Annotated in this window: 17 protein-coding genes; 10 read left to right on the top strand and 7 right to left on the bottom strand. The window is 70.7% G+C overall.

Translation table 11 applies throughout. The features are described 5' to 3' along the window. From D7V88_RS45740 to D7V88_RS22310, 3 genes are all read right to left on the bottom strand, one after another. The coding region (locus tag D7V88_RS45740; protein ID WP_147448814.1) for a sensor histidine kinase at positions 1-1,697 on the bottom strand (1,697 nt) is incomplete at its 3' end. Between the two features lie 204 nt (positions 1,698-1,901). Continuing rightward, positions 1,902-3,542: a serine protease gene (locus D7V88_RS22315; protein WP_120542678.1), complete on the bottom strand. Its 1,641-nt coding sequence runs from the start codon at positions 3,540-3,542 to the stop codon at positions 1,902-1,904. Between the two features lie 119 nt (positions 3,543-3,661). After that, complete coding sequence (locus D7V88_RS22310) at positions 3,662-4,039, bottom strand: SpoIIAA family protein (protein ID WP_120542677.1); 378 nt, start codon at positions 4,037-4,039, stop codon at positions 3,662-3,664. Between the two features lie 195 nt (positions 4,040-4,234). On the opposite strand from D7V88_RS22310, the gene D7V88_RS22305 reads away from it, so the two are divergent. From D7V88_RS22305 to D7V88_RS22290, 4 genes are all read left to right on the top strand, one after another. Next, on the top strand, positions 4,235-4,642 hold the full coding sequence (locus tag D7V88_RS22305) for a hypothetical protein (RefSeq protein WP_120542676.1): 408 nt from the start codon (positions 4,235-4,237) through the stop codon (positions 4,640-4,642). A gap of 291 nt (positions 4,643-4,933) precedes the next feature. Then, positions 4,934-7,918: an ATP-binding response regulator gene (locus tag D7V88_RS22300; RefSeq protein ID WP_244238309.1), complete on the top strand. Its 2,985-nt coding sequence runs from the start codon at positions 4,934-4,936 to the stop codon at positions 7,916-7,918. Between the two features lie 243 nt (positions 7,919-8,161). After that, on the top strand, positions 8,162-8,701 hold the full coding sequence (locus tag D7V88_RS22295) for a GspE/PulE/PilB domain-containing protein (protein WP_158625129.1): 540 nt from the start codon (positions 8,162-8,164) through the stop codon (positions 8,699-8,701). A 138-nt stretch (positions 8,702-8,839) separates the two neighbouring features. After that, a complete protein-coding gene (locus D7V88_RS22290; protein WP_120542674.1) occupies positions 8,840-9,871 on the top strand; it encodes a class I SAM-dependent methyltransferase in 1,032 nt (343 codons plus the stop codon). A gap of 25 nt (positions 9,872-9,896) precedes the next feature. On the opposite strand, the gene D7V88_RS22285 is transcribed toward D7V88_RS22290, so the two are convergent. Continuing rightward, the gene (locus tag D7V88_RS22285) at positions 9,897-14,855 is read right to left on the bottom strand and encodes a GAF domain-containing sensor histidine kinase (RefSeq protein WP_120542673.1); all 4,959 of its coding nucleotides are present in this window, start codon (positions 14,853-14,855) and stop codon (positions 9,897-9,899) included. Positions 14,856-15,326: 471 nt separating this feature from the next. On the opposite strand from D7V88_RS22285, the gene D7V88_RS22280 reads away from it, so the two are divergent. The 5 genes from D7V88_RS22280 (at position 15,327) to D7V88_RS22260 (ending at position 18,925) form a co-directional block, all read left to right on the top strand. Next, positions 15,327-16,307: a fumarylacetoacetate hydrolase family protein gene (locus D7V88_RS22280; protein ID WP_120542672.1), complete on the top strand. Its 981-nt coding sequence runs from the start codon at positions 15,327-15,329 to the stop codon at positions 16,305-16,307. Further along, complete coding sequence (gene maiA, locus D7V88_RS22275) at positions 16,304-16,963, top strand: maleylacetoacetate isomerase (protein WP_120542671.1); 660 nt, start codon at positions 16,304-16,306, stop codon at positions 16,961-16,963. Before D7V88_RS22280 ends, maiA begins: the two co-directional genes overlap by 4 nt. Positions 16,964-16,999: 36 nt before the next feature. Then, positions 17,000-18,163 carry a 4-hydroxyphenylpyruvate dioxygenase gene (gene hppD, locus D7V88_RS22270; RefSeq protein WP_120542670.1) on the top strand — a complete coding sequence of 388 codons (1,164 nt, stop codon included), beginning with the start codon at positions 17,000-17,002 and terminating at the stop codon, positions 18,161-18,163. Between the two features lie 99 nt (positions 18,164-18,262). Beyond that, positions 18,263-18,535: a hypothetical protein gene (locus tag D7V88_RS22265; protein ID WP_147448813.1), complete on the top strand. Its 273-nt coding sequence runs from the start codon at positions 18,263-18,265 to the stop codon at positions 18,533-18,535. 150 nt (positions 18,536-18,685) lie between these two features. Further along, entirely contained in the window at positions 18,686-18,925 is a 240-nt protein-coding gene (locus D7V88_RS22260; protein ID WP_120542668.1) for a hypothetical protein, read from the top strand. Here D7V88_RS22260 and D7V88_RS22255 read toward each other — a convergent pair. The 3 genes from D7V88_RS22255 to ygfZ form a co-directional block, all read right to left on the bottom strand. Beyond that, complete coding sequence (locus D7V88_RS22255; protein ID WP_120542667.1) at positions 18,922-19,509, bottom strand: hypothetical protein; 588 nt, start codon at positions 19,507-19,509, stop codon at positions 18,922-18,924. The genes D7V88_RS22260 and D7V88_RS22255 overlap by 4 nt on opposite strands. Positions 19,510-19,626: 117 nt before the next feature. After that, positions 19,627-20,097, bottom strand: a complete 471-nt coding sequence (locus tag D7V88_RS22250; RefSeq protein WP_158625128.1) for a hypothetical protein — start codon at positions 20,095-20,097, stop codon at positions 19,627-19,629. Between the two features lie 49 nt (positions 20,098-20,146). After that, on the bottom strand, positions 20,147-21,229 hold the full coding sequence (ygfZ, locus tag D7V88_RS22245) for a CAF17-like 4Fe-4S cluster assembly/insertion protein YgfZ (protein WP_120542665.1): 1,083 nt from the start codon (positions 21,227-21,229) through the stop codon (positions 20,147-20,149). Positions 21,230-21,267: 38 nt separating this feature from the next. On the opposite strand from ygfZ, the gene D7V88_RS22240 reads away from it, so the two are divergent. Then, positions 21,268-21,594 (top strand): cupin domain-containing protein, encoded by a 327-nt coding sequence (locus D7V88_RS22240; RefSeq protein ID WP_120542664.1) that lies wholly within the window; start codon positions 21,268-21,270, stop codon positions 21,592-21,594. Positions 21,595-21,612: the final 18 nt, after the last annotated feature.

Here is a 21,612-nt window from a genome sequence, read left to right as displayed (position 1 = left end):
ACACTTCTAGCTTCGTCGGCAGCGTCAGATGGGTATAAGAGACAGGGGAAGTCCCCGGGGGGTAGGGGCAGCGTGAAGGTGAACGTCGTGCCTGCCCCTTCGTCGCTGGCCACGGCGAGTTGGCCGCCGTGGGCGGTGACAATGCCACAAGCGATGTAGAGGCCCAGGCCGCTTCCCTGCTCCGCGGTGTCCCGTGCCTGCCAGTGACGTTTGAAGAGGTGCGCCTGATCCGCCTGGGGGATGCCGGGGCCGGTGTCGCGCACGGACACGCGCACCGAGTCCCCGGCGCGCGTGGCGGACACCGTCACGGTGCCACCCCGGGGCGTGAACTTCACCGCGTTGCCCAGCAGGTTCGCCAGCACCTGGAGGATGCGTGGCCGGTCGCAGAAGACCCGCAGCTCCCCGGCGACGGTGTGCTCCAGGCGGAGGTTCTTTTCCGTGGCCAGGGACGCCACGCTCTCCAGCGCCTCCCGGGTGAGCGCCTCCAGGGGTTCGGGCATCCGGTCCATGACCAGCTCCCGGCCGGCGTCCAGCCTCGCGGCGTCCAGGAGCTGGTGGATGAGGTCCTGCATGCACCGGGCGGCCCGGTCGATGGAGTCCACCTGCTGCTGGAGCCCCTGCGCGCCGGGCGTGGCCTGGAGCCGCCGGGCCAGCAACTGGGTGCCCAGCCGCACGGTGGTCAGCGGGTTCTTCAGGTCATGGGACACGACGGCGAGCGCGTCCTCGCGCGCCTGGGAGGCCTCTTCCGCGCGCGCGTGCAGCCGGGCGTTCTCCTGGGCCAGCCGCCGCTGGGTCCGGGCGTCGTCCTCGCTGCGCGCCTCGGAGCGTTGCTGTTCGACTTGCAGCGTGTTGAGCCGCGCGGCCGCGCGCCAGACGACGAAGGCCAGCACCACCGTCTGCGCCACCTCCAGGAGGGACCACGCCAGCCTCGGGTCCAGGGCTTCCTGCCGGATGGCCCGGTCCACCAGCAGCACGCCCAGCACGGGCAAAAGCAGCGCCGGCAACAGCCGCCGGGCCATCATCCCGCCGGCCCCCGCGCGCAGCACCACCGACACGAAGCCGCGCTCCGGGCGCAGCAGCACGGCGCCCACCGCGAGCAGCATCAGCCCCACGGCCGAGTGCACCGCGATGCCCGTGCCGTACGCGTCGAACTCGTAGAAGCGCCGCTCCTGGAACGTGTAGGCCAGCAGCAGGGTGAACGACACCCCCAGCGCCGAAAGCGCCAGCGCCTGGAACACCCGGGAGCCCCTGCCGGTCGCGTCCCGGAGCGCCAGGGCCAGCCCGAGCAGCAGCAGGCCCGTGGCCGTCTGGGGGGAGGTCCTCCCGCCCAGCTCCCGCAGCAGCCCGGGCGCCGCGACCGTGCTCCACACATAGGTCGCCAGGACGAGCCCGGCCTGGAGCGCCACGGCGAGCCCGAGCAGGCTTCCGGCCCGCCGCCACCCGGGCCGCTCCGTCCCCAGGGCCAGCTCCGCGAGGGCCGTGAACATCAGCCCCAGCGCCGTCATGGGCACCATCGCGGGGAAGCCGGGCCGCACCTGGGTCAGCACCCGGCTGTCCGCGGCCCAGCCCACCAGCACCGCCAGCCCCAGGATGAGCGTCAGTGCCGCCGCGCACGTCGCCAGCGCGCGCGCACGTCGCCAGAGCTGTTGTTGTCGCTCGTCTCGTCCTTCCACTTCCACCTGTCCTTCCACTGCCATGCGGGGCTTCGGAGAAGTTGGAACCCTTCAACCCGGGTCGGTCCCTCCGCGCCCGCTGTCCGGCGGCTCCCAGCCGCCCGGCCCGTGTGCCCTCCGGGCGTGCCCGCCTCTCGGCTGTCCCCCTGAAAACCCCGGGCCCGCCGCTCCCCACGGTGCGTGGAGAGGGACGGGCCCGGGAAGGAAACAGGAGCAGCGTGGGTGTGACTACTGGGCGGTCCAGGCCAGCGTGCCGCTGCACGCGGAGGCGCCGAAGCAGCCGATGCGGATCTGATACGTGCCGCCCGCGCCCGCGGGCACGGTGTAGGCCGCGTGGGACAGCGAACCGCACGCGTCGTCGTTGAACGTCACCTGCTGGCCGGCGGCGTTGTACAGGCGCACCACCGTGTCACCCGTGCCGGAGGCGCCCGTCACGCCGCAGCTTCCGAAGGACAGCGACTGCCCGGCGGTGAGCGTCACGTCCGCGTTCGTCGTGTTCTGCGTGGCGTTGGCGGTGTTGCTCACGTCGAAGGCCTTGGAGCCGTTCGCGGGAGGGGTGGTGCCACCGGACGTCACTTCCCAGGACACGGTGCCGCCGCAGGCGTCGTTCTGGTAGCAGCCGGCGCGGACTTCATAGGTGCCCGCGACGGTGGCGGTGAAGGTGATCTTCGAACCCGTGCCGCCGCACGCGTCGTCGTTGGAGGCGACCTCCGCGCCGGACGGGCCGCGCAGGCGCAGGAACGAGTCGCCGGTGACGGCCGCGTTCGCGACGCCGCAGGTGCCCACGGTGAGCTTCTCACCGGCCGCGAGCGTCACCGTGCCGTTGACGGTGTTGCGCGTGGCGCTAGCGGTGCTGGACGCGGTGAAGTCGTACTTCGTGGCCGGGGGCGGCGTGCTGTTGCACAGCCGCACGTTCGTCGTGCGCGCGCACAGATCGGCGATGGCCTGGTTCACGTAGACGATGCCCTCACCGGCGCACGCCGTCTCCTTGCACGTGTTGACGATGTTGCAGCTACCGCGCGCGACGTAGTCCGTGTCGCCGAACACCAGGATGCCGGCCACGGTGTTGTTGACCGTCTCGTACACGCCGGAGCCGGAGTTGCCCGCGAAGGTGTCCGTGGTGGCGATGAAGTAGTCCAGGAAGGCGGAGTTGTTCGTGCGCACGGAGCCGCCCGAATCAATCTTGAACGGGATGCCGCTGCCGCTGCCGATGACGGCCACGTTGGCGCCCACCGCCAGGGCCGCGTTGCCGGGACGCACCGGCGCGGGCGTGAAGCGCGGCGCCGCCGAGCGGTCCAGCTTCACGATGGCGAAGTCCACGTAGCGGTCGCCCGACTCCACCACCTGGCGCACCACGATGCTCTTGCAGGAGAAGACGTCCGCGCTGGTGATGGTCTCCATCACGCCTTCGGCGGTGCGGTAGAACTTGAAGACGAAGCGCGTGTCGTCGCACTCCGCCTGGTCCGTGATGCAGTGGCCCGCGGTGAGCACCAGGTCATCGTCGATGAGCGTGCCCGAGCAGAAGGCCGGCGCCGGATCATTCCGGAAGCGCTGGTCCGTGCAGAGGTTCTCCCACTCGTCGAGCGTCGTACCGTCGAGCACCACGTTGTTCGGGTTGCTCGCGTCGATGGACTCCGGGAACAGCAGCGCCACGGTGGACTGACGGGCCCGGTCCTTCAGCGCGGCGCTCGGGTGGTCGTAGACGTCCTTGCGATCATCCGTGCCGTAGACGACCGGCGAGCTCGACTCGGACAGGGGCGTCTCGTCCGGAGCGCCGGACTCGGCGGCCGGTCCGCAGGCCAGGGCGGTGAGGGTACACAAGAGGGTGCCGAGCAGCTTCGCTCGGAAGGCGGGGACGGACTGGGACATGCGGGGCGACTCCTGACGGTACGGCGACAGACACAGCAAAGGAATGGGGTGCTACTGTAATACGAGAACCGACCTGTGCGGTCGCATGGCTTCCGCACGGCGAGGGAGGTTCGGTGCCGCTAGTCGGCGTCGGGCGCTTCGAGCCAGGCCAGCGCTTCGGCGCGGGTCTCGAAGGTCTTCGCGGGGATGGTGAGGCCGGCGTTCTTGGTCATGCGCCAGGCCTGCAGGCCGCTGCCGGGGTCCACGACCACGCGCGCGGAGCGCATCATGCCGCGCTGCTGGGCGTACGCGTTCAGCCGCGCCATCTCCCCCACCACCGTGGAGGGCATCACCCGCAGCTTCGACTGGTCCACCAGGGCGGACCACTCCTTGCCGGCGCGCGCGGTGATGTCCTTCTTCAGTTGCTCGACGTAGTCGGCCACGTCCTTCGGCGTCACTTCCGAAGGGTAGATGACCTCAATGATGTCGTGGGGCAGGTGGGCGATTTCAATCTTCATGCGCGGTACGGCTCTCCAGGCGGGGCGCGCCATCCTAACCGCAGTGCCTGTCGTCGGATACCGGACGCCCGCATTCCCCTTCCGGGGCGGGCACGGGATGTCAGACCTTGCTGGTAGATCCGTCTGTGCCAGCTCGACCGGACCCGGTGCGTCACGACGCGCGCCGACGGGAAAGCAGCCGGCAAGGGGGAGGTCATGCGAACGAAGCTGTATGTCCTGGGCGCGGTGCTGGGCGCCGCGCCGGGCGTGCCGTCCGCGCTGATGAACGCGTTGGGGGGCACGCCGTCACTGGAAACCCGTCCCGGGACGCGGGGTGTGAGGGAAGACCGGGCGGGGGTGTCCGGCAACCACGCGGTGGTGGCGCCGCTGCCCGTGGAGCAGGCCCGCGTCGACGGGGGCGCCAGCGTGGATGCGGGCACCGGCGGGTCCGGGGAAGCACGGCCGGACGCGCCGGACGCGGGCCACCGCACCCGCTCCCTGGAGGCGCCGGTCCACCCGTGTGAGCTCATCACCATCGTGCAGGTGCCGTGCGATGAGACGCGGGCCACCTGCGAGTACACGTACTGGGAGTGCCCGGAGCAGTCCCACCCGTTGAGGGTGTGAGACGGGCGGCGGCCTGCCTGGCCGCCCTCCGCTCCCCGGCCTGTCCTCTTCGACAGGCCGGGCCCTGGGGGGGCAGGTCCCGCCCGCCATCGCTTTGCGCCCAAGCACCTCGCGAAGGTGTCGTGGGGGCGCCGGGGTAACGACGCGCGGAGGGGGGAATGCCTGCTCCCGCGCCCGCGTTGTCCGCGAACGTTGCGTGCCATGGAGCGACTGCCCGGGCGCTGACTCCGCCCCGACCACGTCGGATGGCGGCCACGGAACTTGAATCCTCCGGAGCTGCCGCCCGCCCCTATGCTCGACGCCATGGAAGACAGGCTGGAGAAGCTTTTCCCGGGGTCCAGCCAGATGGCCGGGCGGATGCGCGAGAAGGACTGGTCCCAGACGCTGCTCGGGCCGGTCAAGCAATGGCCGCAGTCGCTGCGCACGGCCGTGAGCGTGATGCTCGCCGCGCCGGAACCCGCGCTCATCTACTGGGGCCGCGAGCTCGTGGTGCTCTACAACGACAGCGCGCGGTTCATGCTTGGCAACAAGCACCCGGAGGGGCTCGGGGTGAGCTTCAAGGTGGTGTTCCAGGAGAGCTGGACCATCCTGGGGCCGCTGCTGGAGGGGGTGCTGGACACCGGCGAGGCCGTCCACCACGAGAACCTCCTCGTCCCCCTGGTGCGGTTCGGTTTCCTGGAGGACTGCTACTTCACGTTCGCCTTCATCCCCACGCGCGACGATGACGCTGAAGTAGGCGGCATCTTCATCATCGTGACGGACACGACGGCGCAGGTGCTGGGCGCGCGGCGCCTGGCGCTCGTGCGCGAGCTGTCCCTGCGCACCGCGCTCAGCGAGACCGTGGAGGGCGTCTTCCGCGCGGCCGAGGACGTCCTCGGCCAGTCCACCGCCGATGTCCCCTTCTGCCTCCTGTACGAGCTTCGCGCGGAGCGCGCGCGGCTCGTGGTCCACACGGGGCTCGCGCAGGCACCCACCCCGGGGGATGACCTGGCGGAGGGCCGGGCCTGGCCGCTCGCGGAGGTGGCGCGCTCCCGGCACGAGCAGCTCATCGAACAGTTGCCGGAGGGCTTCGCGACCCTCCTGGGCGGGGCCGCTGGCGCTCAGCCCCCGACGCGCGCGCTCGCGCTGTCGCTCTCCGACGCGGCGGAGCAGGAGTCCCGCCTCGTGCTCGTCGTGGGCCTCAACCCTCGCATCGCGCTGGGGGACGACACCCGCAGCTTCCTGCGGCTGCTCGCGCGGCAGTTCGCCACGAGCATCGAGAGCACCCGGGCCCTGGAGGAGAAGACCCGGCGCGCCGCCCAGCTCGCGGCGCTGGACCGCCAGAAGACCCAGTTCTTCGCCAACGTGAGCCACGAGCTGCGCACGCCGCTGACGCTGATGCTCGGGCCGCTGGAGGATGCGCTCACGGACCTCCGCGAACCCCTGGCAAGCTCCCAGCACCAGCGGGTGGCGTTGGTGCAGCGGGGCGCCGTGCGGCTGCTCAAGCTCGTCAACCAACTGTTGGAGTTCACCCGGCTGGAGACGGGTCGTGCGGGGGCGCGCTTCCAGCCGGTGGACCTGGCGCGGCTCACCCAGGAGCTCGCGGGGCACTTCGAATCCGCCGCGCACCGGGCGGGGCTCACGCTGTCGGTGGACTGTCCTTCCCTGGGCGAACCGTTCTGGGTGGACCCCGAGGCGTGGGAGCGCATCGTCTTCAACCTGCTGTCCAACGCCTTCAAGTTCACGCTGGAGGGCGGCCTCACGGTGCGCCTGCGGCTGGAGGCGGACGCCGGGGTGCTCTCCGTGCGGGACACCGGCTCGGGCATCCCCCTGGAGGCGCAGCCGCGCCTTTTCCAGCGCTTCTACCGGGTGGAGGGCGCGCAGGGCCGCAGCTTCGAGGGCAGCGGCATCGGCCTGTCGCTGGTCCAGGAGCTGACGAAGCTGCACGGTGGAGAGGTGGGGGTGTGGAGTCGCCCCGGCGAGGGCAGCGAGTTCACGGTGCGCATCCCGCGAGGCCACCACCACCTGCCCGCCGACAGGCTCGCGAGCGGGAGCTCCACCGTGGCGCGCGATGCCTTCCAGCGCGACAGCTTCGTGCAGGAGGTGGAGGGCTGGATTCCAGCGGTGCCCGGGCCCCGCCCGCTTCCCCCTGTCTCGCCAGCGCTGGCGCCCGAGGCACGGCCTCCCTCGGCGAGGGACGGGCGCATCCTCGTCGTGGACGACAACGCGGACCTGCGCGCCTACCTGAAGAGCGTCCTGGAGCCCCACTTCGAGGTGGAGACGGCCGAGGACGGGCAGGCGGCGCTGGAGTCCCTGCGCCACCGCGTGCCGGACGTGGTGGTGAGTGACGTGATGATGCCCAGGCTCGGCGGCTTCGGGCTGCTGCGGGCCCTCCGGAGCGACCCCGCGCTGCGCGCCACGCCGCTCATCCTGCTGTCCGCGCGCGCGGGCGAGGAGGCCTCGGTGGAGGGGCTGGAGGCGGGCGCGGATGACTACCTCGTCAAGCCCTTCAGCGGCCGCGAATTGCTCGCGCGCGTGCAGACCCAGCTCACCATGTACCGGCTGCGGGGCGAGGCCGCGCTCCAACTGGGGCGCGAGCTGGCGCTGAAGGAAGCCGTGCAGGCGCGGGATGACTTCCTCTCCGTCGCGAGCCACGAGCTGAAGACGCCGCTCACGGGCCTGAAGCTGCACCTGGAGATGCTCGAACGGATGCTGCCGGCCCCCGTGCGCGCCCAGGTCTCCGAGCGCCTGTCGAACACCCGCAAGCAGGCCCAGCGCATCAGCGCGCTGGTGGAGTCGCTGCTGGACGTGTCCCAGGTCGCGTCCGGGCGGCTCCAGTTGCACCACGAGTCCACGGATGTGATGGCGCTGGTGGCGGACTGCCTCGCGCAGGGCCGCGAGGAGCTGGAGCGCGCGGGCTGCACGCTCACGTTCGAAGCCCGGGGCCCGCTGCACGCGCAGGTGGATCCGGTGCGGCTGGAGCAACTGGTGCGCAACCTGCTGTCCAACGCGGCCCGGTACAGCGCGGAGCGGCCGGTGGAACTCCAACTGGGCGAAGCCGGCACGCACCTGCGGCTCGCGGTGGTGGACCACGGCATGGGCGTGAGGTCGGAGGACCGCGAGCGCATCTTCGGGCGCTTCGAGCGGGCCGTCTCCGCTCGCCGCTTCGGGGGACTCGGCCTGGGGCTGTGGGTGGCCCGGCAGGTCGTGGAAGCCCACGGCGGCAGCATCGCGGTCACGGACACGCCCGGCGGCGGGGCCACCTTCACGGTGCTGCTGCCACGACGGGCGGAGTGAGCTGTCGGGTACCGCGCGCCTGCCGCTCCCGCGTGTGAAGCGGGACGGCGGTCGCGGTGCAATGCCCGCAATCGTTCGTTGCTGTTCCAGCCTGTCATTCCGACCGGACGCACACGGAAAAGCTTTCACCCGCGCGAGGAAGCCCGGGTGCAAGCGTGCGGAAGGATTGCACCCAGACTGTGGCACGGAGGGCGCATGCCCTGACCTCGCGCGGCGCGGATGTCGCGCGGGGGGAGTCCTCGCATGCGGAAGCTGCGGCTGGGCGAATGGCTGGTGCGTTGGGGCCAAGTGACCACCGAACAGGTGAATGCGGCCCTGGAGTACCAGAAGGGCTGGGGTTGCCCGTTGGGTGAAGCGCTGGTGGCCCTGGACCTGCTGGACGCGGACACGGTGCAGCGGGGCCTGTCGCGGCTGCTGGGGGTGCCCTTCGTGCGCGGCGAGGAGGTGCGCAAGGTGTCCCCGGCGGTGGTGGGGATGGTGCCGCCCGCGGTGCTGCGCCGGCTGGGGGTGTTCCCGCTGCGCCTGTCCTTCCGGGGTGCTCGGGGGGAGCTGTTCGTGGCCACGCACCGGCCGCAGGACCTGGCGTTGATGGACGCGGTGGCGTTCGCCACGGGCCTCAAGGTGCACCCGGTGCTCGCGGTGCGGCAGGACATCGATGATGCGCTCGACCGGCACGGCGTGACGGGCGGGGGCGGCATCCCCACCGGGCCCGAGCGGGCCATGAGCCTGCCCTGGCAGGAGGACCCGGGGGCCTTCCAGATCCTCCGGGGCATCGAGAGCTAACCCGCCTGCCCGTGCATCAGCGGAGCGGACACGACAGGAGGACGCAGGGCCTGTCCGGCTGGCTGGAGCTGGACCCGACGACCGTGGCGCGAGTGGGAAGTGGATGCCCTTCGCTCCCAGGTTGTCAGGATGATGCCTATGCGCCAGAACATCCTGTCGGTCCACGGCGCGGCTCTGCCGGTCGCGCCTGAACCCAACCATCTCGTCCTGGTGAACCCCCCTTCCCTGGAGGAGGTCACTTCGGAGCAGGCATTCGTCGAGGCCCGGGAGTGGCTGGACGCGCTGCACGCCCGGATGGTGCAGGGGCCGGACGAAACCCTGCACCACGGCATGGCGTCCCTGCACTGGGGCCTCATCGAACGGCGGCGGCAGTGGAGCCCGGAGGTGTGGAAGCGCTTCTGCCAGGAGCTGGCGCGCAAGCACCCGATGCGCCCCTTCCTGCATCAGTGCCCCTTCACCCGGCACGCCTTCGAACGTCCGCGCGGCTACGCGGGGGACGCGGCGCTCATCGACTACCTGTACATGGATCACGCGGCGGACGAGCTGCACGCGGGCCGTGAAATCTACCGCTACATGCACGGGCAGCCCTCCGCGGTCAGCGTGCGCGAGCGCCGGGAGCTGCTCGCGCGCATGATGGATGAGACGGCCGAGCGCCGGCCCGACGGACGCATCCTGTCGGTGGCGTGCGGCCACCTGCGGGAGGCCGAGCAGTCGCGCGCGGTGGCGGAGCGCCGGCTCCAGGAGCTCATCGCGTTCGACCAGGACCCGGTGAGCCTGGCGGAAATCTCCCGCCTGCACCCGGATGGCATCGTGCGGCCGGTGTGCGGCTCCGTGCGCGCGCTCCTGGGCGGCAAGGTGACGTTCTCGGAGCTGGACTTCGTGTACTCGGCCGGGCTGTACGACTACCTGTCGGACTCCGTGGCCAGCCGCCTCACGTCGGTGTTCTTCCACATGCTACGGCCGGGAGGCCGGCTGCTGGTGGCCAACTTCGCGGTGCACCCGCCGGAGACGGGCTACATGGAAGCCTTCATGGACTGGTGGCTCACCTACCGGGACGAGGACGGCATGCGGAGCCTGCTGTCGGAGACGCCGCTGGAGCAGGTGGACAACGTGCGGCTGTTCCGCGACTCGCAGGACAACGTCATCTACCTGGAAGTGACGCGCCGGTAGCCGGAAGGCCCCGAGCGCGCCCCTTTCAGTGCATGGGCGCGCCGGAGCGCGGCAGGGTGACGGTGAAGGTGGAGCCCTTCTCCGGGGTGCTCGCGACGTCGATGCCGCCGCCCAGCGCCTGGACGATTTCGCGGACGATCCACAGCCCCAGCCCGAAGCCGCCGTAGTGGCGCACGGACACCGCGCGCTCGAAGCGCTCGAAGATGCGCGCCCGGTCCTCCTCCGCGATGCCGATGCCGTGGTCGCGCACCTGCAGGCGCACGCGGGTCGCGTCCCCGTCCAGCGTCACCTCCACGGGCTTGCCCGCGCCGTACTTCATCGCGTTGGTCAGGAGGTTGCCCACCACCTGCTCCAGCCGCAGCGCGTCCCAGTGGCCCACGAAGCGCGGTTCGGTGGCGTTGAAGCGCACCTCGCACTCCGCTCTCGCCAGCGATTCGCGGCTGCGCTCCAGTTGTCCGCGCACCAGCGCCACCAGGTCCACGTTCTCGCGCTTGATGTGCAGTTGGCCCTGCCCGATGCGGGAGATGTCCAGCAGGTCGTTGACCAGCTTTCCCAGCCGCTGCGTCTGGGAGTAGGCGGACTCCAGCTTCGCGGACAGCTTGTCCGGGGGCATGGGCGCGCCCTTCGCCTTCGCCTGGAGCCCCTGGATGTGCAACTGCAACGACGTGAGCGGCGTCTTCAGTTCGTGCGCGGCGATGGACAGGAAGTCGTCGCGCCGGCGCACCGCCTCCTGCTCTTCCCGGTAGAGCCGGCCCTGCTCCTCGGAGAGCGCGGCGATGCGTTCGAAGTTCTCCGTGTTCTCCAGCGCGGCGCCCGCGAGCACCGTCACGAAGGACGCCAGGCGCTCCTCGTCCTCGCCGAACAGCGCGCCCACCTTGCGGTGGCTGGCCACCACGCACGCGACCGTCTTGCCGCGCACCTGCAACGGCGCGCACAGCAGGGAGCGCACGCCGAGCAGCTCCATGCTCTCGCTGATGCCGCCGGGCAGGCCCTGGCCCAGCACGGTGATGCGCCCCGTCTCCAGCGCCCGCGCGAGCGCGGTGCGGCTCAGGCCCTGCGTCCTCGCGTCCTCCTCCGACACCATCGCGCGCGGGTCCACCACGGCGCAGCGCTCCGCGCGCAGCAGCTCCAGCATGGACGTGCGCGCCGTTTCGAAGACGGACTCGCGCGACAGGGCGGAAGCCAGCCGCCGCCCCGCCTCCAGCACGCGCGGGAAGCGGTCCACCAGCGACAGCGTGCCCACGCCGGACGTGCTGTCCGGCTCCGGGTGCATGCCGTCGTCCATGGCCTCCAGCTCGCGCGTGGCCACCTCCGTGTCGCGCGCCGCGCCGGGCCAGCCCTGGGCCTCGCCCACCTCGCCCCGGGCCTTGAGCGTCAACGCGCGCTCCTGGCGCATCTCCAGCTCGTCGGCCACGCGCAGCGCTTCGTTGAGGAGCTTCCGGGCCTGCTTGGGATGGCCTCGCAGCGCGGACAGCAGCCCGCGCTCGCGCAGCGCGTGGGGCAGGTTGTTGCGGTAGGTGCGCGCCACGGAGTGGGCCCGCTTCGCCACGGCCTCGGCTTCCGCGAGCAGGGCGTCCCGCTGTCTCGGGTTCAGGGGGCTGGCCTCCTGCGCGCACTGCCGGCGCGCGGTGGCGAGCCACGGGGTGATGGGCGCCACGTACTCCTGACGCAGGTGCGCGTCCTCCACCACGCGCTCGGCGCGCTCCAGCACCTCCGCGGCGCGCGCCGGTGCTCCTTCGCGCAGCAGGCGCAGGGCCTCCGCCTGGAGCACGCCCGCGAAGGACTGCGGGTCGGTGGCGGTGGGCGCCGCCAGCTCCGTCTCCAGCAGCGCGGCGGGGATGCGGCCCCCGGTGGACTTGGCCCACGCCTCCAGGCCCAGGCGCAGCGAGTACCGGTCCCCCAGCGTGAGCGCCGCCGCGTGCAGCTTCTGGCTCACCCCCGCGGCCTCCTTCAGGCGGCCCAGGCGGTAGAGCGACATGGCGATTTGAAAGGTGGCGTTGTTCACCTCCCACGGGTCGCCGGTGCGCTCCAGGAGGCGCACGGCTTCGCGGCACCGTTCAATGCACTCGCGGAAGCGCGACGAGGCGTAGAGGGCCAGGCCATAGAAGTGCAGCGACTGGCCCTGCCCCCACACGTCGCCCAACTGCTGCCGCAGGGCCAGCGACTTCTCCGCGTACGCATACGCGCGCTGGAACCAGGGCAGGGTGGTGAGCGCGGGCGAGTGCGCGGAGTACGCCTGTGCCAGCTCCGGCGTGGGCGGGTAGCGCTCCGCCAGGTTCATGTCGCGCAGGTGGGCCCACAGCACGGCGGCCCGGCCGCGCTGGTACCAGTAGCCATACGCCAGCCGGCTGTAGAGGTTGACCGCGAGCAGGTCCTCCTCGCCGTCCTTCAGCGCCTTGCGGCCCAGCCACAGGCGCGGCGCCAGGGTGTGCGCGGCCTGGGTGAGGATTTCCCACGCGGCGCTCGCGCCGGTGGTGAGCGCGTCGGGCGGCACCCAGCGGCCCAGGAGCTTCAGGCCCTGTTCCAGATAGGCATTGGCCTGCACCGTCTGGCCGCGCTTGAAGGCGAGCTCTCCCAGGTGGCCCAGGGTGCGGCCCTGCTCCAGCCGGTCGCCCGCCAGCCGCTGCGCGGCCTCCAACTGGAGCTGGGCCTCGTCGTAGCGGCCGCGCATCATCAGCGCGGTGCCCAGGCCGGATGCGATGAGGTAGCGGGTGTGGGCATCCGCGCCCGCCGCGCCCCGCTCCGCGATGCGGTAGTTGAGCTCCGCGGTGTCCAGGGCGAAGCGCTGGCGTGCCTGTTCCGCGGCCACCAGCGCGTAGGGCAGGGCCTGGGACGGCTCTCCCGCCGCGTCGAAGTGGTAGGCCAGTTCGAAGGGGTCGGTGGGCACGGCCTGCGCGGCGGCGCGCGCGGCCAGCCGGTGCAGCTCCCGCCGCTCCTCCGGGGACAGCAGATCCAACAGCACCTCGCGCAGCTTGTCGTGCACGAAGGTGGAGCGCGTGCCCTCCATCCACAGCATGTGCCGGCGGCGCGGCGGCTCCAGCGCGGTGTTGACGGCCTCCACTGGCGTGCCGGACAGGGCCGCCACCGACCGCGCGTCGAACGCCTTGCCCAGGACCGCGCCCACGCTGAGCACGTGCAGGGACTCCGGGGGCAACAGCCGCAGGCGCCGCACGAGGAACGTGGCCGCCTGCCGGGATGAGCGCGCGTGCGCCATGGCCTCCGGCTGGACCTCCCAGCCGTCCGGGCCGGGCATGAGGACGCCGTCCTCCACCAGCCCGTGCAGCACCGCCGAGGCCATGAAGGGATTGCCCTCCGACAGCCGCGTCACCAGCTCCACCGCCTCCGGGGGCAGCACGCCGGCCATGGACTCCGCGAGCAGCGCCACCTCCGCCGCCCCAAAGGCGGACAGCTTGAGGTGCGCGCCCGGTGACAGCCGCCGCAGCGCGTGCCCGGGCTGGATGTCCTCGCTGCGGAAGGACACCAGCAACAGCAGGCGCCCGTCCGCCGAGCGCCGTCCCTGGCTCCACGCCTCCAGCGCGCGCAGCGTGAGCGTGTCCGCCCACTGGCAGTCCTCCAGAACTACCACCGCGGGCGCGTCGGGGGTGCCCAGCGCGTTGAGCAGCGCGGTGAGGCACCAGACGCTGCGGCTCTCACTCAGCGACTCCGGCCCCAGGCCCTGGGTCTGGGGTTGCGCCATGCCGGGCGTCAGCACCTCCGTGAGGCGCGGCAGCACCGTGCACAGGCCCGCCTCCTGCCCGGAGAGCCGCTCGCGCAGCAGCGCCCCCAGCGAGGGCTGGTCGCGAACGGCCTGGGCGATGCCTTCCGCCACGCCGGCGAAGAGCTGGAAGGGCCGCTGCGCGGCCTGGTCCTGCGCCTGTCCATGCAGCACCCACGCGCGCTGGCCGGTGGCGCGCGCGGAGAACTCCTCCAATAGCCGGCTCTTGCCGCCGCCGGATTCACCTTCCACCACGACGGCGCGGGCGCCATCGGTGCGCGCGAGCGCCAGTTCGCGCTCCAGCGTGGCCAGCTCCTCGCGCCGGCCCACGAAGGACGGTTCGGTGAGGCTCTGGCGGTGGTCGTGCGCGCCGGTGACGAGCGAGGGCTCCGCTTCACCCCGGGACAGCGCGGCCTCCAGCGCGTTCAGGTCCGCGAGCGCGGCCTCCGCGGACTGGTAGCGGTCCAGCGGGTCGGTCTGGTTGAGCCGGGCGATGAGCTCCTCCATCGCGAGCGGCACCTCCACGCCCACCGGCCGCAGCCGGGGGTGCGCGGTGAGGTGCAGGCGCAGCACCTCGCCCACCGAATTGCCCTCCAGGGCGGGACGGCCCGCGAGCGCTTCGAAGAGCACCAGGCCCACCGCGTACAGGTCCGACGAGGCCTCCACCGGCCGGTTGAGCAGCCCCGCCTGTTCCGGTGACAGGTAGCGCGCGGTGCCCACGGGCAGGTCGCGCAGCGAAGGGTCCAACCGCTCACTGCGCGACAGGCCGAAGTCGGTGAGCCACGCGGCCGACAGCGGCTCGCCGCGCACCAGCACGTTGGAGGGCTTCACGTCGCGGTGGAGGACGCCCTCGTGGTGCGCCTCCGCGAGCGCCTCCAGCAGGCGCTGGCCCAGGATGATGGCCTCGGACACGGACAGGGGGCCGCGCGACAGGCGCGCCTCCAGCGTCTCCCCTTCAATCCAGGGCGTGACGAGGTAGAGCAGGTCGTCGAAGGTGCCCAGGTGGCGCACGGGCACGAGCGCCTGTCCGTGCAGCCGCGACAGCACCTCCGCCTCGTGCTCCAGGCGGTGACGCGCGGTGGGCACGAAGGTGGCCAGGGAGGTGACCTTCACCAGCACCCGCTCGCGGGTGAGCAGATCCAACCCCTGCCAGGTGGAGATGCCCCAGCCCGTCTTCAGCCGCTGGCGCAATTCATAGCGATTGCCCAGCCGCTGGCCCGGGTGTGGCTCCCCAGGGGTGTCGCCGGCCTGTTGGAAGCCTCCCGCCATTCAGTGCCCTCGCGCGCCCCCACCTTGTCGCCCCGGTGTCGTGGTTGGCCGGACGTCCCTTCCCACAACCTGGGTTGCCGCCCGGATCCCCGCCAGGGGGAAGCGCCACATGGAGTGGGTGAGACGCTCGGGTCTTGAACAGTCGCCACGTCCGCGCTTCCCGGCTTCATCCCCGGCGGCCCCCCGTCCGGCCGTGGGGCGGCCAGCCGGCCAGCGCCTCGCTTCTGCCTGCGACGTCAAGCACGGAGGTGGCCCCTCGTGGGTTTCCACGATGCCCGGCGTGGGGAAGTCCTCACTCCACCGGCCTCCCAGCAGCGAGCGTGCTACCGGCCAGCAGCGTTGCTGGAGGGGAAGCGGAATGCCGCGCCGCGTTCAACGGGCGTGCTTGACTCCCCTGGGGCCCCGACGGAAAAGCCGGGCAGTTCGGGCGGTCCGCCTTCCTCCCCCCCAGGCCGCCCAGGGAGCCCGGAATTGAAGCTCGCGACGCTCAAGGACGGAACCCGCGATGGTCGGCTCATCGTCGTCAAGCGGGACAACTCCGCCTACGCCCTGGCCACCAACGTGGCCCTGACGCTGCAAGCGGCACTGGATGACTGGGATGCGCGGGAGCCGCAGTTGCGCGCCCTGGCGCAGCAGTTGGAATCGGACGCGGTGCAGAGCCGCCCGCTGGACGTGAAGGCGCTGCACGCGCCGCTGCCGCGCGCCTACGAATGGGTGGACGGCAGCGCGTACATCAACCACGTCCTCTTGGTGCGCAAGGCGCGCAACGCGGAGCCGCCCGCCACGCTGCGCACGGATCCGCTGGTGTACCAGGGCGGCTCCGGCGACTTCCTGGCGCCCACGCAGGACATCCCCCTGCGCGATGAAGCCTGGGGCCTGGACTTCGAGAGCGAGGTCTGCGTCGTGCTGGGCGACACGCCCATGGGCACGCAGGCCGCGGACGCGGGCAAGCACATCAAGCTGGTGATGATCGCCAACGACGTGTCGCTGCGAAACCTCATCCCGGAGGAGCTGGCCAAGGGCTTCGGCTTCTTCCAGAGCAAGCCCGCCACCGCGTTCGGTCCCTTCGCGCTGACGCCGGACGAGCTGGGCGCGGCGTGGCGGGAGGGCCGGGTGCACCTGCGCATGCGCAGCACGCTCAACGGCGAGCTGGTGGGCGACACCGACGCGGGCCCGGAGATGCACTTCTCCTTCCTGGACCTCATCCAGCACCTGACGCGCACGCGCGCCTTCACGGCGGGCACGGTGCTGGGCAGCGGCACGGTGTCCAACGAGGAGCGCGCGCGGGGCATCTCCTGCCTCGCCGAGCGCCGGATGATTGAAACCATCGACGAGGGCAAGCCGAAGACGGCCTTCATGAAGCCCGGGGACACCATCGAGATCGAGATGCTGGATGGGGAAGGCCACAGCCCCTTCGGGCGCATCTCCCAGACGGTGGTGAAGGTCCCATGAAGCACGTGCGCCTCCACAGCTACTGGCGCTCGTCCGCGTCCTGGCGCGTGCGCATCGCGCTGAACCTGAAGGGCATCCCCTTCGAGTACCTGGCCGTGCATCTGGTGAAGGACGGAGGCGACCAGCACCAGCCCGCCTACCGCGCCATCAACCCGATGGGGCGCGTGCCCACGCTGGAGTGGACGGACGACGACGGCCAGGAGCGCCGGCTGTCGGAGTCCATGGCCATCCTGGAGTACCTGGAGGAGCGCGGGGGCTCGCCTGCCCTCCTGCCCAAGGATGCGTACCTCCGGGCCCGGACGCGGATGCTGGCGGAGCTGGTGAACTCCGGCATCCAGCCGCTGCAGAACACGTCGGTGGCGCTGCGCGTCAGGGACGTGTTGAAGGGCGACGAGAAGGCCTGGGGCGCGCACTGGAACGTGCACGGGCTCACGTCCCTGGAGGCAGCGGTGCAGGCGACGGCGGGGCGTTATTGTGTGGGGGATGCCGTGTCGTTCGCGGACATCCTGCTCGTGCCCCAGCTCTACGGCGCCCGTCGGTTCGGGGTCGACGTGAAGCCCTTTCCCACGCTGCTGCGCATCGAGGCGGCGTGCAACGAACTTCCCGCCTTCCAGGCGGCGCAGCCGGACCGGCAGCCCGACGCGCAGCCGGCGTAGTCCCCCACACCTTTCTCATCACGAGGAGTCAGCGACATGGCCAAGCAGGAATCGCTGGGCATCAAGGCTTTGGAGAGCATCCACTGGTACGTGCATGACCTGGAGCGAAGCCGCCAGTTCTACACGAAGGGGTTGGACTTCGCGGAGGTGGCGGTGTCCGGGCCGGAGCTGGATGCGCACGGCAAGCAGAAGTCGGCGCTGTTCCAGGCGGGTGAAATCGCGCTGGTGGTGAGCCAGCCGGTGGGCGAGGGCGGCCGGGCGTGGCGCTACCTGCGCAAGCACCCGGACGGCGTGGGGACGTTGAACTTCGAAGTGGAGGACGTGGAGAAGACGTTCAAGCTGCTGGAGTCGCGCGGCGCCACGTTCATCACGGAGATCCAGCGCTTCACGGACGCTGGGGGCGGCAAGCTGGCGTTCTTCTCCATCACCACGCCGTTCGGTGACACGACGTTCCGCTTCCTTCAGCGTGACAACTACAAGTCCATCTACCCGGGCTTCCAGGTGCATGCGCAGCCCAGGGGTGGCCAGAACAAGTATGGCTTTGGCCGGGTGGACCACGTCACGTCGAACTTCCAGACGATGAAGCCGATGCTCCTGTGGATGGAGCACGTGATGGGCTTCGAGCCCTTCTGGCACATCGAGTTCCACACCGAGGACGTGGCGTCGCAGCAGAAGCGGGACCACGGCAGCGGCCTGAAGTCGGATGTCATCTGGGATCCGAAGAGCGGCGTGAAGTTCGCGAACAACGAGCCCAAGTTCCCGTTCTTCAAGTCCAGCCAGATCAACGTCTTCAACGAGGACCACCGCGGTGACGGCGTGCAGCACCTGGCCATCACGGTGAAGGACATCCTGTCGTCGGTGAGGGACATGCGGCACAACGCGGGCATCCAGTTCATGCCCACGCCCGGCTCGTATTACGACGCGCTGCCGGACCGCATCGAGCACCTGGGCATCAAGAAGATCGACGAGGACATCAACGTCCTGCGCGACCTGGAGATCCTCATCGACGGGGACAAGGAGCGCAGCTACATGCTCCAGATCTTCATGAAGGACGCGGCGAGCCTCTACAAGCAGCAGGACGCGGGCCCGTTCTTCTACGAAATCATCCAGCGCAAGGGCGACCAGGGCTTCGGTGGCGGCAACTTCCGCGCCCTGTTCGAGAGCATCGAGCGTCAGCAGAAGGCTGAAGGGCGCATCTAGGCCCCGGTCCGACAGGCGTGGCCAGGGATTCGGTTCCTGGCCACCCTGGCGCGACGGTCGACTTCCATGAGCCCGCCCTCGCAGCCTCGGAGGTTGTTCGTGGTCGAGGACCTCTTCGAGATCGCGCAGCGTGGGCTCATCATCGCCCCGGGCGTGGACCTGGGGGCTCGGGCGCAGGTGGAACTCCTCGTGGAGTTGCGGCGGCCGGATGGTGGTGTCTTGCGCGCCACCGCACGGGCCCAGGTGCCGTTCGGCTCAGGCCGCGGGCAGCCGCGTCACATGCTCTGCTTCAAGGCGTTGTCGAAGCGGGACATCCCCTTGGGGACGGAGGTGTGGTTGCTCGGTGAGGCAGGTGCGGAGGACGCGCCCTGAATCGTCTATCCTTCCCGGATGCATCCGCGCTTGTTGCTGCTGCTGTGCTCGATGGTCCTGGGCTGCCAGGCCGCTCAAACTGTCCCTTCGCGGGCTGCTCCACCGGCATCCAGTACGTGTACTGCGACGCGCCTGACCTGACCCCGTGACATGAACCTCATTGAACCCCTCATCCTCACGGGCGCGGTGCTGGGGAGCGTGGCGGGCGGAGTGGTGGGCTTCATGTCGGGAATCGGGTGGGGCGTGGGTGGCCTGCTGGCGGGCGCCGTGCTGGGTGCGCTTGCCTTTCCCCTGTTGCTCCTTGCCCTGGGGCTGCTGTTCATCCTGGTGACGCAGGGGCCCCGCCAACTGCTGAGCCTGTTTCGCGGGGCCCCCGGACCGAAACGTTAGAACTGGTAGCAGGTCTCGTCGTCCGCCGCCGTGCCGGTGCTGCCCGGGCTCATGGGCATGCAGCCTGTGTGGCACTGGCGCGACTGGCAGGCGCACCCTGCCTTCTCCTCATTCGTGGTCGCCCTCAACAGGCAGAAGCGGTAGGCCTTGACGCAGACCTCACCGCACGTCAGGACGGCCTGGGCCTCCACCGGCTGCTCTGCGGATGGCACGCACGCGAGCTTGCAGACCTTGCGCTCGGCATCGCAGAGGGCCTGCGCTTCCGGCGTCCCGGCCTCGTTGATGCAGAGTTCGTGGAGCAGGTCGCACCGGGACTGGCACGGCGGCGGGCGCATGGCCTCCACCGGCTTCGCGGCGCCCCCCTCACAGATCTGATAGCACCCGGCCATCCGCTCCAGACACAGCGCCTGCGCCTCTTGCGTCGGCGCGCGCCGCATACAACTGTTGTAGGCGACGAAGCAGGCCTGCTCACAGGGCGGAAGCGCCTGGCCCGTCACGTCGGAGTCCCGAGCCTCCGGCTCCACGCCGCCACAGGCCGCCAACAGCCCCACCGACAGCAGCCCCAGGAGAAGGGTCATCCGCATTTGAAGTGTCCTTGGAATGATTTACAGGTTTGTGAAGCGTTCCAAGAATAGCATTGTCCATGCCTCCAAGGGCAGACAGAAGGCGGGGTGGGAGTGCGAGGATTTGAACGTCTGACTTTACTGCCGGGTCAGCACGGCGGTGCATTCAGGCTGCGGTGCCTGGGGATTCGTATCCACGATGTCCCTGCAGAGGAGCTTCCGCCCCGACGGGTCGCGGTCCGTGAAGTTGCAGTTCCGACTGAGGTAGGGACGCACCTCTCCCCCGTCAGAATCGAAGCGGCTGTAGTTCAGACCCCAGAGCTCGCGGCCCAGGTAGCTCTCCCCGGAGGAGAAGCGGCTGCTGGGCATGCGGGGATTGACGTCGGTGGGAAGGCCCAGGCCTTCGTCCACCTCCGCGAAGGCCTCGCAGGAGTCCTCTTCGGAGAACACCCGCACCGTGCCCGTGGCGGAAGGTCCACACGTGTTCTCCGTGACGGCGTAGGTGACGGAGTCGTAGTCGTGGTTGCAGACGTCGGGGTCCGAGCACGCGACGCCCAGCAGGGACACCCCCGCGAGCGCCAGGACACGACCCATTGCTCCATGCCGCATGGTGGACTCCCCCGGTGCCACGCCATGGCCAGCGCGGCCGGGGGCCATCCTACCCAGCGGTGAAGGGCAGGGCTGCCACGGTGGCGGTGCCAGGGCCTTCCGCGAGCGTCAGCTCCGTGCCCGGCTCCAGCGATTCGCGGTGCACGTAGCCCAGCGCCACGCGCTGTCCCTTCACCGGCGAGCGCACCACGCTGGTCACCCAGCCCACCTTCTTCTCACCCCGGCGCAGCTCCGTGCCGGGCGCCACGTCCACGTCCCCGTTGCCCAGCAGCAGCCCCGCGAGCTGGCGGTTCATGCGTCCGCGGAAGGTGGCCCGGGCGATGACCTCCTGCCCGATGTAGCAACCCTTGTTGTAGGAGATGGCGTGCGTGAGATTCGCCTCCAGCGGAATGGTGGTGTCCACCATGTCCTGCCCGTAGCGCGGCACCCCCGCCTCCACCCTCAGCAACTCCAGCGCGTCGAACCCCAGCGGCTTCAACCCATGGGCCGCGCCCGCCTGTGCGAGCGCTGTCCACACCGCCTCCAACCCCGCGCGCGGCACCAGCACGTCCACGCCGGACACCCCGCCCGGCAGGGCCGTCCCCAGGAGCCACACGTCCTGCCCGGCCACCACCGCCTGGCGGCTGGCCTGCGCCGGCAGCGCTTCGAAGGGGCCGCCGAGGACAGCGGCCAGCACCTGGGCCGTCCGGGGGCCGAGCAGCCGGAGCCAGCCGGACTCCGGGGTACCGTCGTGCAGCTCGGCGTCCTCGGAGATGAGGTACTTGTCCAGGAACTCCCGCACCTTGGCGCCCAGGCCGGGCTCCATGTCCAGGATGAGGTCGCCCTCCCGCTTGAGGATGCGCGCGTCGCCCACCATGGCGCCCTTCACGGTGATGAAGGCGGCATAGGCGGCCGAGCCCACCGGGAGGTTCTTCACCTCCTGGGTGACCATGCCGTGGAGGAAGGAGGCGCGATCCTCCCCCGTTATCCGGAGGATTTCGCGGTAGGACGCATCGTGGAGTGCCACGGCGTCACGGGCCGCGCCATACTCCGCGCCCACGTCTCCATACCCGGCCACCACTTCACGGCCGCCCACCAAAATGAAGCGGGCACCCACTTGCTCGTGAACAAAATGCAGCGACAGCGGTTCCATGCCCGTCGCTATATAGAGGCGAAGGAGCGATTGCCACGATGGATGTGAAGCAGCTTGCGGCCTTCCAGGGCTTCTCCCTGGAGAAGCTCCAGAAGCACACCGTCTTCCAGTCCGGTCGCTTCTTCCTCGACGTCTACTGTCTGGCCCCGGGCCAGGCGCAGAAGCCCCACCGGCATGCCACGTCCGACAAGGTGTACCTCGTGCTGGACGGAAGCTGCCGCTTCCGCATCGGTGATGAGGAAGCGACGCATGGCCCCGGCTCCACCCTTTTCGCCCCCGCGGGCTCCGAACACGGCGTCGTCAATGACGGCCCGGACAATGCCCGCCTCCTCGTCCTGATGACCCCGCCTCCGGAGCACGCATGAGCAAGAAGGCCCCGACCC

Origin of the sequence: Corallococcus terminator, assembly GCF_003611635.1 — a bacterium.
GTDB lineage: Bacteria > Myxococcota > Myxococcia > Myxococcales > Myxococcaceae > Corallococcus > Corallococcus terminator.
The sequence above is the reverse complement of the archived record's forward strand: the minus strand, read 5'-3'. Positions and strand labels throughout refer to the sequence as shown.

Excerpts from the sequence above, each read along its gene's own strand:
- hppD (WP_120542670.1), top strand. The coding sequence starts at position 17,000 with ATGGCCAAGCAGGAATCGCTGGGCATCAAGGCTTTGGAGAGCATCCAC.
- D7V88_RS22250 (WP_158625128.1), bottom strand. The coding sequence starts at position 20,097 with ATGCGGCATGGAGCAATGGGTCGTGTCCTGGCGCTCGCGGGGGTGTCC.
- D7V88_RS22290 (WP_120542674.1), top strand. The coding sequence starts at position 8,840 with ATGCGCCAGAACATCCTGTCGGTCCACGGCGCGGCTCTGCCGGTCGCG.
- D7V88_RS22300 (WP_244238309.1), top strand. The coding sequence starts at position 4,934 with ATGCTCGACGCCATGGAAGACAGGCTGGAGAAGCTTTTCCCGGGGTCC.
- D7V88_RS22255 (WP_120542667.1), bottom strand. The coding sequence starts at position 19,509 with ATGCGGATGACCCTTCTCCTGGGGCTGCTGTCGGTGGGGCTGTTGGCG.
- ygfZ (WP_120542665.1), bottom strand. The coding sequence starts at position 21,229 with ATGGAACCGCTGTCGCTGCATTTTGTTCACGAGCAAGTGGGTGCCCGC.
- D7V88_RS22305 (WP_120542676.1), top strand. The coding sequence starts at position 4,235 with ATGCGAACGAAGCTGTATGTCCTGGGCGCGGTGCTGGGCGCCGCGCCG.
- D7V88_RS22310 (WP_120542677.1), bottom strand. The coding sequence starts at position 4,039 with ATGAAGATTGAAATCGCCCACCTGCCCCACGACATCATTGAGGTCATC.
- D7V88_RS22285 (WP_120542673.1), bottom strand. The coding sequence starts at position 14,855 with ATGGCGGGAGGCTTCCAACAGGCCGGCGACACCCCTGGGGAGCCACAC.
- D7V88_RS22295 (WP_158625129.1), top strand. The coding sequence starts at position 8,162 with ATGCGGAAGCTGCGGCTGGGCGAATGGCTGGTGCGTTGGGGCCAAGTG.
- maiA (WP_120542671.1), top strand. The coding sequence starts at position 16,304 with ATGAAGCACGTGCGCCTCCACAGCTACTGGCGCTCGTCCGCGTCCTGG.
- D7V88_RS22240 (WP_120542664.1), top strand. The coding sequence starts at position 21,268 with ATGGATGTGAAGCAGCTTGCGGCCTTCCAGGGCTTCTCCCTGGAGAAG.
- D7V88_RS22260 (WP_120542668.1), top strand. The coding sequence starts at position 18,686 with ATGAACCTCATTGAACCCCTCATCCTCACGGGCGCGGTGCTGGGGAGC.
- D7V88_RS22315 (WP_120542678.1), bottom strand. The coding sequence starts at position 3,542 with ATGTCCCAGTCCGTCCCCGCCTTCCGAGCGAAGCTGCTCGGCACCCTC.